Below are 13,328 nucleotides of genomic sequence, written 5' to 3'. Positions count from 1 at the left end.
TATGGCTGAAAAAATTCTAGTAGAACATTTAGTAAAAAAATATGGTGATAATACCGTGCTTAACGATATCAATGTATCCATTCAAGAAGGCGATGTAGTTTGTGTTATCGGCCCTTCTGGTTCTGGTAAAAGTACCTTTCTTCGTTGTTTGAATCAACTTGAAGAAGCAACTAGTGGTGATATTATCATCGATGGCGCTAATCTAACGGATAAGAATACGAATATCAACAAAGTACGTCAACACATCGGTATGGTTTTTCAACATTTTAATTTATTCCCTCACCTATCGATCATGGAAAATATTACATTAGCCCCAACCGACCTAGGTCGTCTTTCAAAAAAAGATGCGGAAGAAAAAGCTATTAAGCTTTTAGATACTGTTGGGTTAGCGGATAAAAAAGATAGTTATCCTGAATCATTATCTGGTGGACAAAAACAACGGGTAGCGATTGCTCGTGCCTTAGCAATGAATCCTGATATCATGTTATTCGATGAACCAACATCTGCACTTGATCCAGAGATGGTCGGTGATGTACTGAACGTTATGAAAAAATTAGCAAAACAAGGTATGACCATGGTGATCGTAACACATGAGATGGGCTTTGCTAAAGAAGTTGCAAATCGCGTGATGTTTATTGATGGTGGTAATTTCTTAGAAGATGGTACACCACAACAAATTTTTGAAAATCCGCAAAATGAGCGTACAAAAGATTTCTTGGATAAAGTACTTAATATTTAGATAAAAAAGGATAGATTGCTTCTATTACAAAGTAATCTATCTTTTTTTATTTCCTCTAACGTTACACTTGATAATTTAGTCTTTTTAAAGTAAATTTGAACAGTCTTCAGAATATCTTTTCCTAAAAAAGGAGTGTTACTAAATGAAACGATTATACACTTTTTTTACCAATGATTTATTATTTTCACTTTCGCTTCTTATTGCTCTCATCAGTTGCGCATTTGGTCGATTCTCTATAGACTCAATTGATTTTAAAGTTGTTTTTTGTTTATTAGGTTTGATGCTTTTGGTAAAAAATTTTGAGAACCTAGGGAGTCTAACCTATTTTGCTGACAAGATGATCGATTACTCTGCTAACACTCGCAGTCTGATTCGAAATATTGTGATCTTATCCTTTGTTAGTTCTATGATTTTGACGAATGATGTCGCAATCCTTTCGTTAATGCCGATTTACTTAACAATCATCAAAAAATTCCCTGAAATGGAAAATAAGATTTTGGGAGCTGTCTTACTGATTGTTGCAGCAAATTTAGGGAGTAGTTTTTTCCCGTTTGGTAATCCACAAAATCTCTTTTTATTTTCTTATTATTCCCTCTCCACGTTGTCTTTTTTTAAGTGGTCTATAGTGCTACTTTTTTCTTCAATTTTATTTTTATTGATTTCTTTTTTGTTTATAAAGAAAAGTGTGATTCCCACACAACATACCTCAGTTCCAACGGTCAACAAAAATAAAACAGTTTTCTCAAGTATGGTTGGAGGCCTCATTCTTTTAGGCATTTTCAATGTCCTTCCATATTATATTGTCATTCCAATTGCTGTGATAATTCTCACTGTATATGATAAACGTTTGCTAATACAACTTGACTATAAACTGTTGGGGACATTCATTTTTTTCTTTATTGCCGTTGGAAATTTTGCACAAGTAGAATTACTTTCCTCATTTATAAAGGTACAATTTACGACAAGTACACGGACCTTTTTTGGTAGTATTCTAATCAGTCAGATTATCAGTAATGTTCCTGCAGCCATTTTGATTGCGCCATTTACAGATCAATCTCAAGCACTTTTTTGGGGTGTGAATGTTGGTGGTTTGGGAACCATTATTTCTTCTTTAGCAAATCTGATCGGATTCAAATTGTATAAAGAGTATTATCCTACCCAGTCAAAAACATTTCTTTGGCAGTTCACTGCTGTGAATCTAGTATTTTTACTTTTCTTTCTCTTATTTTTTGCTTTTATACTATAAAAAAATTCGACACACAACGGTCAATCGCTTTGTGTCGAATTTTTTGTTTTAGTGATTAATTTGCAATTGCTTCAAGTCTAGCCTTTACATCTTGTTCTGACAGTTCATTTCTCATTACATAACGATTTGCCGGATGATGACGACACTCATCTGAACAGCTGCCAAGGTATTTTGCTTCATTTTCTTCTGAGGCTAAAATTTGTTTATTACAGAATGGATTAGCGCAATTAATATAACGTTCGCAAGGTGTCCCGTCAAACCAGTCTTTACCGATAATTTTTTTATCGACATGGTTGATTTCAACACTGATTCGTTCATCAAAAACATACATTTTTCCATCCCATAACTCGCCTTGTGTTTCTGGATCTTTTCCATAAACAGCAATACCACCATGTAGCTGAGCAACATCTTCAAAGCCTTCTTTGATCAACCATCCAGAAAATTTCTCACAGCGAATTCCACCAGTACAGTAAGTTACCACTTTTTTATCCATAAATTGTTCTTTATTGTCTCTGATCCATTGTGGTAATTCTCTAAAGTTACGAATATCAGGACGAACAGCTCCTCTAAAGTGACCTAGATCATATTCATAATCATTTCTAGCGTCGATCACTACTGTATTTTCATCTAGAAGTGCTTCTTTAAATTCAATAGGTTCCAAATATTTTCCGGTTAACTCTAACGGATTCACATCTTCTTCTAGGCTTAAAGAGACCAGTTCTTTTCTAGGACGGACAAACATTTTATGAAAGGCATTTTCTGGTACCTCATCGATTTTGAAATACGTATCCTTGAAACGCTCATCTGCTAACATTGCTTCCATATAAGCATCTGTATCAGCAATCGTACCTGAAAGTGTACCATTGATCCCTTCAGTCGCTACTAAAATTCTACCTTTTAAGTTCAACGATTTACAAAAAGCTAAATGCTCCTTTGCAAATTCCTCCGGGTTTTCGATCGTCGTATATTTGTAATACAGTAATACGCGGTAATCCATTTTATCTTACTCCTTTTTCTAGAAACTGCTTAGCTATCTCCAAAATAACTGTACAATTCCGATTTTCTATTCATACGTATTCAGTATATAAAAAAAGAAATACAAAAAGCGAGGTATTTGCTTGTGGAATAGTGAACATAAAACGAAAGGCGAAATGAACCGTTTAGCACGCACTAAAAAATAGAAAAACTACCTACACTTAAAAAAAATGTGGGTAGTTCATTTAAATTAACTCTTTATTGACCAGATACTGCAAAATAATTTTCATCATTATCTGCAAAGTTGAAGACTAAACCAGTTGGTAATTGTACTAATTCACCGACACGCACGTCAGCATCTTTCATTTTTTTATATAGCTCCACTACATCTTCTGCAAAAAACATCAGTGATGGTGTATTTCCTGCAACTTCTGGTGAATGTTTTTGGATAAATGCTAAGTCATATAACACAATCATTGTTTCCGCAGTTTCACTCGGTGCAATCTCTACTACTAGGGTACCGTCCACTGCATCTCTTTCTTTTTCTACAAAGCCGATTTTTTGCCAGAATTGGCTTGATTTTTCTACATTTGTGACGTATAGCATGATTTTAATTTGATTTGTAAACATGGTTTTAGCTCCTCATCATTGTTTTTTCTCATTTTAAACTAAATGCTTTTTCATTATATACTTTTTATCATAGCTTATGGTAAGCTTTATGAAAATAAATTTGCTTCAAAAAGGAGAAAAAATGAACTTAACTGTTTTGGTAGATAATAATGTCTATATCGATCACTATTACTTAGGAGAACCCGCTTTATCTTTTTATCTAGAAGATGGTGACGAAAAAATTCTCTTTGACACAGGTTACAGTGACGTTTTTATAAAAAATGCAGACTTGCTTTCTATTGACCTGAGCAAAGTTTCAAAGTTAGCATTATCTCATGGTCACAATGATCACACTGGTGGTTTGAAATTAATTTCTAGCATTTTTACAAAAGAGAAACCACAAATCATAGCCCATCCACTCACTTTTTTTCCTAAAAAAGAAGAAGAATTGGTTATCGGTTCAGCTGTGACTAAAGAAGAACTAAAAGAAAACTATGAGTTGGTGCTTACAAAAGATCCAGTTAAACTTTCACCTAATATTACTTTTTTAGGCGAAATACCTCAACTAGTAGATTTCGAGCCACGTAAACAAGTAGGCGAAACAAAATTATCTGATCATTTTACACCTGATTATGTGCTAGACGACTCTGCCTTGATCTATGAAGGTCATGATGGTCTTTATATTATCACTGGTTGTTCTCACAGTGGTATTAGTAATATTTGTGAGTACGCCAAGCAAGTCACCGGTATCCAGACGATTAAGAGTATTATTGGCGGGTTCCACTTATTTGATGAAGATCAACAGTTAGACAAAACGATTGAATATTTTGAAAAAAATCAAATTACTACGCTCTATCCTTGTCATTGTGTTTCCTTTCAAGCCAAAGCTAAACTTCATTATCATATACCAATCGAAGAAGTTGGCGTTGGTCTGCAGCTTGAATGGCATTAAAAAAAAGTAAGATCGTTTAAACGATCTTACTTTTTTTATTATAACTCTCTTGGGGAAGAAGAAGCGGATCACATCTTAAACATTTTCTTCAATCACTAAGTTACGATCATTTAATACGTCACGATCTAATTCGTTGATTCGAGAACTTGTCACGATACCAGCTACCATACTGTCACTAACGTTAACAGCAGTTCTTGCCATATCAATCAATGGCTCTACAGAAATAACTAAACCAACGATTGCGACCGGTAAATTCATAGCACCTAAAACGATCAATGAAGCAAATGTTGCTCCACCGCCGACACCAGCTACACCAAATGAGCTGATTGTGACGATTGCAACTAACATTAAAATAAATTCTAAACTAAAGACATTGATTCCCACAGTTGGTGCAACGATCGTCGCCAACATTGCAGGATAAACACCAGCACAACCATTTTGACCAATGGATAAGCCAAAACTTGCAGCAAAGTTCGCTGTTGCATCATCAACACCTAGAGCCTTTGTTTGTGTTTCAATATTTAAAGGTAATGCTCCAGCACTTGATCTTGATGTAAAAGCAAAACTCAATACTGGGAATGATTTTTTCAAATAATTCACCGGGTTTACTTTTACTGCCATTAAAATCAATAGATGAACAAGCATTACAATAATCAACGCAGTATAGGAAGCTAACACAAATTTTCCTAAGTTAAGAATCGCATCAAAATCACTAGTTGCAACAACGTTGGTCATCAACGCTAAAACCCCATAAGGTGTTAAACGTAAAACCAAGGTTACGATACGCATTGTGATCTTATAAAGACTGTCGATCAAATTAGCAAAAAATTCTGCTTCTTTCGGTGCTTTTCTTTTTACGCCTAGATATGCCACACCGACAAAAGCTGCGAAAATCACCACACCAATTGTACTTGTTGGACGCGTCCCTGCAAAATCTGCAAACACATTTCTAGGAATAAAAGCTAAAATTTGTTGTGGAATCGATAGATTTTCAACGGTTTCCTGTCTCGTTGCAAGTTCTGCAATTCGTGCCGTTTCTGCCGTTCCTTGAGTAAATTGCGCACCTTGTAGTCCAAATAATAATGTTGTTCCGATTCCAATCAACGCAGCCACAGCGGTTGTACCTAACAATGTTGCCAATACATTGAAGCTGATTTTTCCTAGTTGTTTGGATTCTTTCATCTTAGTAAAAGCTCCTACGATAGAAACAAAAACTAAGGGGATTACGAGCATTTGTAAAAATGCTACATAACCATTACCTACAATACCGATCCATTCCATTGCTTGCGTAGTAACTTTGTCTTGGGTACCGAATGCGAATTGAATAATTGCACCTAATACAATACCGACACCTAATGCAGCAAAAACACGTGTAGAGAACTTATAGTGTTTTGTTTGCATACGATAAAAGACGTATAACACTGCAAGAAAAGCAAGGACCACTAAAACAGTGATGAGTGTTGTCATTTTTTTCCCTCCTAAATTTATAAGCGTAGCAAATAGATTAATCCTGTAGAAAATTAGGAAATTGGCAATGAAACAATCTATGTTTCATTGATAATCTATCTATTTTTCTAAGAATTGATTTGCGCAGCTAGATGTATTAAAAGCTGAACGGGCTCGCCTAGTATCAACTGGAAAAATAGGACTGGGGTGTTTTTTGCCACATCCATATTTTATCGTTTTCCGAGGTAGTAGCTCATAAAGCTAGATAATACAAATGACAAGTACATCAAAGGAAGTAAAGGTTCCCGGGGATCATTCTTCAACAAGCCCCCTAAAAATAAAAGTAATTCATTTTCAGTGATATGTCTATTGTACCTGATTTAATAGGTCATGGGGTATTATTTTGTCTCTAATATGATAGCAAAAAGAGTTTGTGATAGTTTTTAACTATCACAAACTCTTCGATTTTACTTTATTTAAATTACTGTTCTGGTGCAGATTGAAAGTTCAATTGAATCCCTGGTTTATCCAATGCAATTTCAGTCACTTCATACGCCATACGTTGAACAATGCTGAATAATGGACTAACTAATTCATCGACTTCTTCTTGTGAGATATCTTCTTGGTTTTCAATCTTATGATTGATCACATGATTGATTTGACTAACTGAACCTGATAAAACATACTCTTCAAAAACTAGACGAAACTCTAAACGAGCTGCGATAATTGAATTTTCTTTTGGATAATTTTCATCAGTTGATTCGATTGGTGAAAAACCAACTCTAAGATCTGTTTCGACTTCTTCCATATCTTGGGTACGCATATCATAATGAAAAGCCTCTACGACTTCTTGTTGACGTTTTATTTCCATGTATTAAAATCTCCTTTTTTATGTTCAATAACTATTCGTTCACTCTATAATGAATATAGTTTATCTATGTTTTTATTATACCATACATCTTTTTATCACAAATAGTTATACTCATTTTTTCTAATCTAATTTTTAAATGAATGGATTGGTGCAGGGATTCTGCCACCACGGAGAATAAAGTCTGTTGAAGCATAATCATTAACTTTCATAACGGGTGCTCTTCCTAGCAAACCACCAAACTCGACCATATCACCAACTTTTGTTCCTTCAGCTGGAATGATACGAACAGCTGTTGTTTTGTGATTGATCACACCGATTGCTGCTTCGTCTGCAATCATTGCGGCAATCGTCTCTGCTGATGTTTCACCAGGAATAGCGATCATATCTAAACCAACGGAACAAATTGCCGTCATTGCTTCTAATTTTTCTAAATTCAGTGCACCATTATTGACTGCATCGATCATTCCTGCATCTTCTGAAACAGGGATAAACGCACCTGATAATCCTCCAACATGGTTACATGCCATCACGCCTCCTTTTTTTACTGCATCATTCAATAAAGCTAGTGCAGCAGTCGTTCCATGCGTCCCAACACTTTCTAAACCCATCTCCTCTAAAATATAAGCCACACTATCACCCACAGCCGGCGTTGGAGCTAACGATAGATCCACAATGCCAAAGGGAACATTCAAACGTTCTGACGCAATTTTCCCAACTAGTTGACCCATTCTAGTAATTTTAAATGCCGTTTGTTTGACAACTTCTGCGACTACATCAAAAGGTTCTCCTTTGACCTTCTCTAACGCACGTTTGACAACGCCAGGTCCACTGACACCAACATTGATTACGCAATCAGCTTCTCCCACACCATGAAAAGCACCCGCCATAAAGGGATTATCTTCCACCGCATTTGCAAATACGACTAATTTGGCACAGCCCATATCAGATTGGGCCGCTGTTTCTTTGATGACATACCCCATATGACGAACAGCATCCATATTGATTCCAGCTCTTGTTGAGCCGATATTTACAGAAGAACAAACAAAATCAGTTTCAGCTAAAGCTTGCGGAATAGAATTGATCAAAAGCTCATCTCCGTGTTGATACCCTTTTTCAACTAAAGCACTAAATCCGCCGATAAAATTAACCCCAACCGCTCGAGCCGCTTTGTCTAAAACCTTCGCATATTTAACATAATTTGAATCCGAACTAGCTGCCGCTACAATTCCAATCGGCGTTACAGAAATCCGCTTGTTGATGATCGGAATCCCATACTCAGATTCGATCTCTTCTCCAACTTTGACTAGATTCTTCGCTAAACGCGTTATTTTGTCATAAATTTTTTGACAAGCTCGATCACTGTCACTATCAATACAATCTAACAATGAAATCCCCATTGTAATGGTTCTAATATCTAAATTTTCTTCTTCGATCATACGGATCGTTTCTAGAATTTGATTCGTCTCCAAAATAATTCCTCCTAATTTTAAAAGCTGAATGAGCTCGGTCAGCACCGACTGAAAAATAGAAAAAATCGATTGAGACGGTTCTTGTCTCATTCTATTTTTATCTTTTTTCCGAGGGGCTAGCTCATGAAGCTAGATAGTTTTAAAAGCTTAGCGGGCTCATTCAACCTCGACTGGAAAATAGGAAATTATGACTGAGGTGCTTTTTGCCTCATTCATAATTTATCTTTTTCCCGAGAGGTTAGTCCGTGAAGCTAGATAGTTTTAAAAGCTTAGCGGGCTCGTCCAACTTTGACAGGAAAATAGGAAAAATCGATTAAGACATTTCTTATCCCACTCTATTTTTACTTTTTTTCCGAGATACAAACCCGCGGAACTGATAATTATTATAGTTTATGCATAACATTAAAAATCTCTTCGTTTTGAATACTAATGCTCACACCTAATTTTTCACCTAGAGTGTTCAGCTCAGAACGAATTTCTTCAAAATTATTTTTGTCTTTAGAGATTTCTAACACCATCATCATTGTAAAATAGCTGTCCATGATTGTTTGCGAAACATCCAAGATGTTCATATCAAGCTCAGCCAATTTATGACTAACACCAGCTATGATTCCAACCTTGTCTTTACCAATTACTGTTAATACTGCACGCATATAAATTCCTCCTAATTTTAAAAGCTGAATGAGCTTGGTTAGCACCGACTGAAAAATAGGAAAAATTGATTGAGGCGTTTTTGTCTCACTCGATTTTTATCTTTTTTCCGAGGTGCTAGCTCATGAAGCTAGATAGTTTTAAAAGCTGAATGAGCTCGGTCAGCTTCGACAAGAAAATAGGAAAAAATGACTGAGGTGCCTTTTACCTCATTCATTTTTTATCTTTTTCTTGAGAAGCTAGCTCATGAAGCTAGATAACATATAGTGACAACGTTCCGCTTCATTTCACCCAGTACTTTTCAACATCAGTTCACTGTGTTTCAAAGCAAAATAAGTTTTTTTCATTATATCATAATTTGTTCAATTATTAACAAAAAATCAGAACGAAATACTTATAAATAGATTTATCGTTCGTTTTTTATATAAATTAAAAAACTTCTGAGCTTTAGAAGCTTCTCAGAAGTTTTTCTTCATACTATTTTAGTAAATTGTTGTTTACAACTTGAACAAGTTACTTTGATCTTGCCCTTTCCTTTTGGTGCTCGCAATTGTTGTTTACAAGTGGGACACTTAAAAAAAGTATACGTCTTACGTGTGTTGACTCTTTCTTTTACACGATTGAATTTTTTTCTTAATTGCTGCATTTTTAAAATATAACGAGTATTTTCATTCGAACGCGGATAAATTCTTTTTGAAAAAAAGCGGTAGTTGATCCAGATTAATAGCGCTACTGCTAGCCAAAAAGCGATCGATGTTGGTAAAACTAAATTGAGCAATAATAAAACTAGAGTGCTTTTCATCAGCATATTGTTCAATCGATCCATTTGAGCGTATCGTTCTACCAATAATTTTTGAATCTTTGCATTCCAACGAAGTAATCGTTCAAGCCAAATTTGTCCCATATGCTCCCTCTTTTCTTTGCTATTATCTCAATCAATCAGCATTCTTTCAAGAGGAAAAATAGAAATAGTTGAATAAACGAATTAAAAATAAATTTGAGTGATCTTCGTGATCTCTTCTTTGATTTTCTCTTTCAATTCAATTGGCTTCACCACTTCAACCGCCGCGCCGAATGACAATAAATAAGTAGTCAGCCACGTGCCTTCTGGCTGCCAAGTTTTGACTTTGGTGAATTCACCCACTTGCTCGAATTCAATATTTGTTAAGTCTTCTTGTATGCGGTAAAACAGGGCATTTTTTATCTTAAACTCAACACATATCTTGGCAGATTCTGGTTGATAGTCTTTGATCAAATAAGCATCATCAATATTGTTTGCTGAAATTAGCAAATCCTTCATCCGTCTTAATTTAAATAGTCGAGTCGTTTCTCTAGCACAACAATAGCCTGCCAAGTACCAGGCATTTTGTTTGAAGATCAATTTATTTGGCATGACTTCTCTGTCAGCTTTTTTTCCTTTTCCGTTCGTATAGGAAAAAGTAATACATTTTTTTGATTTTTTGCTTTAGTGATCAATTCGATTACAGTTGCTTCATCTTCTCGTCCCCATGTTGAAAAATCAATATCGATCCAAGGTTCGACTTCTTTCTTAAATAAGGAGGAAAGCTTATTCATTAATGGGGTAATGCTTTTTAGATTGGTAGCGGCTAAATTCTGCAAGTCCACCATAATATGATCTTGCTCTTCATCATCCACAAACGTTGCGGACAGATGATGCGTATCCAACAAACGGATTCCGCCATCTCGTCCACTTTGAGCATATACTGGAAAACCTAAGGAAGACAGTGTATCAATATCTCGATAGATCGTACGAGTCGATACTTCCAGTTGCTCTGCCAAAATTGTCGCGTTTGCTTTATTATGCATGGTTAAATAATGCATAATATAAAATAATCTAGATAGATTATTCATCAGCCTTAAAGTCCAAGATCAACTTACTGTTTTCGCCAACAAAATCATATTGATAAGACCCCGTCAAGGCTTGTAACTCTCCTGTACCTTTAATGATCATTCCTGGTGAATCAAGTGATCCTTTATCAAAAATTCCTTTTTCAGCCGCTGTAAAGGTTCCTGTTTTTCCTTTATATTGGCCTTCAAAGTGAAGAAATCCTGATATTCGTGCTGTTGCAAGGTGTCCATCTTCTTTGTTGCTTTCTAAATAATAAAGAAGATACTCGACCCAAGCTTTGCCTTCTAGATCCCCTTCAAGTTCATATTCTGCCTGAACTCGATTCACTGGAAAATTGATCTTTTGTTCATCTACTGGTTGTTCATCCCATCTTGTCACGTTGAATGTTGCGCTCATAACGATCCCTCCTTATGAATAACAGGATAGCAAACATATGTTCTTTTTACAAGCTAGAATTGTCTAATTAAGTGCAACATTATAAAAAGTTTTGGCTTTAGGAGTTTGTAATCGATTTTCACAAAAAAAAGAAGTTCTTTTCATTTTTTTTAGAAAGACTTTCTAAAATGACGCAAAACTATGTCTATAGCAGAATAAAAATGATACTCTTAAACCAAATTGAAGGAGGTAATTATCACATGAAAGCTATTGTAATAGGTGCATATGGTCACATAGGATCATATTTAGTTCCAAAACTAATAAGAGCAGGCTATGAAGTAATAGCAATCAGCCGAGGAAAGAGTAAGCCTTACACAGAAGATATCTTATGGAAACAGGTAACGCATATCACTATGGACAGAAGCAAAGAACCTAATTTTCCAGAAAAAATTGCAGCATTAAAAGGAGATATTGTCATTGATTTAATTAATTTCACTGTAGAAGATACTCGGTTAATGGTTACAGCATTGAAAGAAACAGATATTAGTCACTATCTGTACTGCTCTTCTATTTGGGCTCATGGACGAGCAACGATTCTTCCTACAGATCCCAATAGCAAAAAATATCCACTAGACGAGTATGGTATCCAAAAATATGAGAGTGAAAAGTTACTAAAAAATGAATATTACACAAACGGATTTCCAGCGACTATTATTATGCCAGGACAAATATCCGGCCCTAAATGGACAATCATTAATCCTTTGGCTAATCATGATCCAGAGATTTTTCAAAAGATAGCAAATGGTGAGGTGATTTACTTACCAAATTTTGGAATGGAGACATTACATCATGTTCACGCTAGTGATGTGGCACAAATATTTGTGGATGCTATCAAGCATAGAGAGTCAGCATTGGGAGAAAGTTTTCATGCCGTAGCAGAAGATTCACTCACTCTCTTTGGTTATGCGCAAGCTACCTATCACTATTTTAAAAAAGAGCCCAAGATCAAATTCTTATCTTGGGAAAAGTGGTGTGAGTTTATAAATAATGAAGATTATATTGATAAAACCTATTTTCATATTGCTAGAAGTGGAAAATACAGTATTGAAAATGCAAAAGATCGAATCAACTATTCTCCTGAATATTCCACTTTGGAAGTAATAGAAGAAAGCTTAAAAAGTTACATTGATAACGAATGGATTTCCGTTAAAAACTAACTGTCTTCACGAACAATTTGATTATCTATTTGGCGCAGCTCTGTAGCTTGTGCCAATTTTATTTTATACTCATAGTTTTCTTCATAATTGATAGCAAAATAACAGGAATATAGTGCGTCTAAAACTAAGGAAATAGACTCTATAGAAGAAAAACCAGCAATTTTTGAAAATGATTTTTCTCGTGTAGTGACATGTAGCGTAATATCAGCGAGCCTAGATAGTTGATTGTCTCCAATACTTGTAATAGCAATAATTGGGACCTCATTTTGTTTAAGCAGCTGAACTGTTTTAAACAGTGGATCAGATTCACCAGAATAAGAAATAAATATGGCACAGTCTCTATTTGTTGTCATAACAGCTTCTTGAAACATTGTATTTTGGATTGGGTAAATTTCAGCCTTTTTATTAATATGTCTCATCTTAAAGACAAATTCTTCTCCTAAAAATATCAAATTAGAAAGACAAAATATCTTTACAGTATCATGAGTTTCAATTAGTCGAATCGCCTTCTTTAAAGAATCATGGTTTATTAGTGTAAGTGTATCCTTCAGACTCTCAGTTTTGAGTTGCGCCACTTTATTAGTAATTGCCATAATAGAGTCACTTTTTTTAAATGGTAAATTTGCATCCAAATTTTTGAAATTTGAGTCTAAATAGGCTATCTCATTTAAGAACTCTCTTTTTAATTCACTCCAGCCGTTAAAATCAAGCTTTTTTGCTATTCTTGATAGCAAGGAAGGCGAAGTATATGTTTCTCCAGCAATCATGGTTGCAGAGTATTTTTCTATCGATTCTCGCTTTTCCAACATGAAATCTACAACCATTTTTTCGGTTGGAGAAAATCGAGTAAGTTCTATTTTCTCTAGTAATAGCATTAAATCAGTCCTTTGTATAAATTCTATAAAAAA

The 13,328-nt window shown here is 35.1% G+C and carries 15 protein-coding genes; 4 read left to right on the top strand and 11 right to left on the bottom strand.

The features are described from left to right. The first annotated feature begins 1 nt into the window (after nucleotide 1). The gene (locus tag A5819_RS11355) at nucleotides 2-739 is read left to right on the top strand and encodes an amino acid ABC transporter ATP-binding protein (protein ID WP_086278895.1); all 738 of its coding nucleotides are present in this window, start codon (nucleotides 2-4) and stop codon (nucleotides 737-739) included. Nucleotides 740-881: 142 nt separating this feature from the next. Beyond that, nucleotides 882-1,985 carry an SLC13 family permease gene (locus A5819_RS11350; RefSeq protein WP_086278894.1) on the top strand — a complete coding sequence of 368 codons (1,104 nt, stop codon included), beginning with the start codon at nucleotides 882-884 and terminating at the stop codon, nucleotides 1,983-1,985. Between the two features lie 55 nt (nucleotides 1,986-2,040). Here A5819_RS11350 and A5819_RS11345 read toward each other — a convergent pair whose 3' ends face one another. Together A5819_RS11345 and A5819_RS11340 are read right to left on the bottom strand one after the other, a co-directional pair. Continuing rightward, on the bottom strand, nucleotides 2,041-2,982 hold the full coding sequence (locus tag A5819_RS11345; RefSeq protein ID WP_086278893.1) for a rhodanese-related sulfurtransferase: 942 nt from the start codon (nucleotides 2,980-2,982) through the stop codon (nucleotides 2,041-2,043). Between the two features lie 236 nt (nucleotides 2,983-3,218). Continuing rightward, nucleotides 3,219-3,590: a VOC family protein gene (locus A5819_RS11340; protein WP_086278892.1), complete on the bottom strand. Its 372-nt coding sequence runs from the start codon at nucleotides 3,588-3,590 to the stop codon at nucleotides 3,219-3,221. 121 nt (nucleotides 3,591-3,711) lie between these two features. Here A5819_RS11340 and A5819_RS11335 point away from each other — a divergent pair, with 121 nt between their 5' ends. After that, complete coding sequence (locus tag A5819_RS11335; protein WP_086278891.1) at nucleotides 3,712-4,521, top strand: MBL fold metallo-hydrolase; 810 nt, start codon at nucleotides 3,712-3,714, stop codon at nucleotides 4,519-4,521. Nucleotides 4,522-4,596: 75 nt separating this feature from the next. Here the strand turns inward: A5819_RS11335 and A5819_RS11330 are convergent, their stop codons facing one another. The 8 genes from A5819_RS11330 to A5819_RS11300 form a co-directional block, all read right to left on the bottom strand. Continuing rightward, complete coding sequence (locus tag A5819_RS11330) at nucleotides 4,597-5,988, bottom strand: L-cystine transporter (RefSeq protein WP_086278890.1); 1,392 nt, start codon at nucleotides 5,986-5,988, stop codon at nucleotides 4,597-4,599. 460 nt (nucleotides 5,989-6,448) lie between these two features. Beyond that, nucleotides 6,449-6,838 carry a DUF1149 family protein gene (locus tag A5819_RS11325; protein ID WP_086278889.1) on the bottom strand — a complete coding sequence of 130 codons (390 nt, stop codon included), beginning with the start codon at nucleotides 6,836-6,838 and terminating at the stop codon, nucleotides 6,449-6,451. Between the two features lie 125 nt (nucleotides 6,839-6,963). Beyond that, nucleotides 6,964-8,307: a PFL family protein gene (locus A5819_RS11320; protein WP_086278888.1), complete on the bottom strand. Its 1,344-nt coding sequence runs from the start codon at nucleotides 8,305-8,307 to the stop codon at nucleotides 6,964-6,966. A gap of 383 nt (nucleotides 8,308-8,690) precedes the next feature. After that, on the bottom strand, nucleotides 8,691-8,960 hold the full coding sequence (locus A5819_RS11315) for an ACT domain-containing protein (RefSeq protein ID WP_086278887.1): 270 nt from the start codon (nucleotides 8,958-8,960) through the stop codon (nucleotides 8,691-8,693). Between the two features lie 470 nt (nucleotides 8,961-9,430). Continuing rightward, nucleotides 9,431-9,862, bottom strand: coding sequence for a hypothetical protein (locus tag A5819_RS11310; protein WP_086278886.1), 432 nt, complete (start codon nucleotides 9,860-9,862; stop codon nucleotides 9,431-9,433). An 81-nt stretch (nucleotides 9,863-9,943) separates the two neighbouring features. After that, a complete protein-coding gene (locus A5819_RS19835; RefSeq protein WP_254907309.1) occupies nucleotides 9,944-10,402 on the bottom strand; it encodes a YafY family protein in 459 nt (152 codons plus the stop codon). After that, nucleotides 10,336-10,830 (bottom strand): YafY family protein, encoded by a 495-nt coding sequence (locus A5819_RS19830; RefSeq protein WP_254907263.1) that lies wholly within the window; start codon nucleotides 10,828-10,830, stop codon nucleotides 10,336-10,338. Before A5819_RS19830 ends, A5819_RS19835 begins: the two co-directional genes overlap by 67 nt. Next, nucleotides 10,823-11,224: a DUF3224 domain-containing protein gene (locus A5819_RS11300; protein WP_086278885.1), complete on the bottom strand. Its 402-nt coding sequence runs from the start codon at nucleotides 11,222-11,224 to the stop codon at nucleotides 10,823-10,825. Before A5819_RS11300 ends, A5819_RS19830 begins: the two co-directional genes overlap by 8 nt. A gap of 239 nt (nucleotides 11,225-11,463) precedes the next feature. On the opposite strand from A5819_RS11300, the gene A5819_RS11295 reads away from it, so the two are divergent. After that, nucleotides 11,464-12,420: an NAD(P)-dependent oxidoreductase gene (locus A5819_RS11295; RefSeq protein ID WP_086278884.1), complete on the top strand. Its 957-nt coding sequence runs from the start codon at nucleotides 11,464-11,466 to the stop codon at nucleotides 12,418-12,420. Here A5819_RS11295 and A5819_RS11290 read toward each other — a convergent pair. Continuing rightward, nucleotides 12,417-13,295, bottom strand: coding sequence for a MurR/RpiR family transcriptional regulator (locus A5819_RS11290; RefSeq protein WP_086278883.1), 879 nt, complete (start codon nucleotides 13,293-13,295; stop codon nucleotides 12,417-12,419). The genes A5819_RS11295 and A5819_RS11290 overlap by 4 nt on opposite strands. Nucleotides 13,296-13,328: the final 33 nt, after the last annotated feature.

Source organism: Enterococcus sp. 7E2_DIV0204, from assembly GCF_002140855.1.
GTDB classification, from domain to species: domain Bacteria; phylum Bacillota; class Bacilli; order Lactobacillales; family Enterococcaceae; genus Enterococcus_L; species Enterococcus_L lemimoniae.
Note: the sequence above shows the minus strand (reverse complement) of the source record. Positions and strands in the feature narration are given on the sequence as shown.

Bases quoted from the DNA above. Each gene is read 5' to 3' on its own strand.
- A5819_RS11355 (WP_086278895.1), top strand. From the start codon at position 2: ATGGCTGAAAAAATTCTAGTAGAACATTTAGTAAAAAAATATGGTGAT.
- A5819_RS11350 (WP_086278894.1), top strand. From the start codon at position 882: ATGAAACGATTATACACTTTTTTTACCAATGATTTATTATTTTCACTT.
- A5819_RS11345 (WP_086278893.1), bottom strand. From the start codon at position 2,982: ATGGATTACCGCGTATTACTGTATTACAAATATACGACGATCGAAAAC.
- A5819_RS11340 (WP_086278892.1), bottom strand. From the start codon at position 3,590: ATGTTTACAAATCAAATTAAAATCATGCTATACGTCACAAATGTAGAA.
- A5819_RS11335 (WP_086278891.1), top strand. From the start codon at position 3,712: ATGAACTTAACTGTTTTGGTAGATAATAATGTCTATATCGATCACTAT.
- A5819_RS11330 (WP_086278890.1), bottom strand. From the start codon at position 5,988: ATGACAACACTCATCACTGTTTTAGTGGTCCTTGCTTTTCTTGCAGTG.
- A5819_RS11325 (WP_086278889.1), bottom strand. From the start codon at position 6,838: ATGGAAATAAAACGTCAACAAGAAGTCGTAGAGGCTTTTCATTATGAT.
- A5819_RS11315 (WP_086278887.1), bottom strand. From the start codon at position 8,960: ATGCGTGCAGTATTAACAGTAATTGGTAAAGACAAGGTTGGAATCATA.
- A5819_RS11310 (WP_086278886.1), bottom strand. From the start codon at position 9,862: ATGGGACAAATTTGGCTTGAACGATTACTTCGTTGGAATGCAAAGATT.
- A5819_RS19830 (WP_254907263.1), bottom strand. From the start codon at position 10,830: ATGAATAATCTATCTAGATTATTTTATATTATGCATTATTTAACCATG.
- A5819_RS11300 (WP_086278885.1), bottom strand. From the start codon at position 11,224: ATGAGCGCAACATTCAACGTGACAAGATGGGATGAACAACCAGTAGAT.
- A5819_RS11295 (WP_086278884.1), top strand. From the start codon at position 11,464: ATGAAAGCTATTGTAATAGGTGCATATGGTCACATAGGATCATATTTA.
- A5819_RS11290 (WP_086278883.1), bottom strand. From the start codon at position 13,295: ATGCTATTACTAGAGAAAATAGAACTTACTCGATTTTCTCCAACCGAA.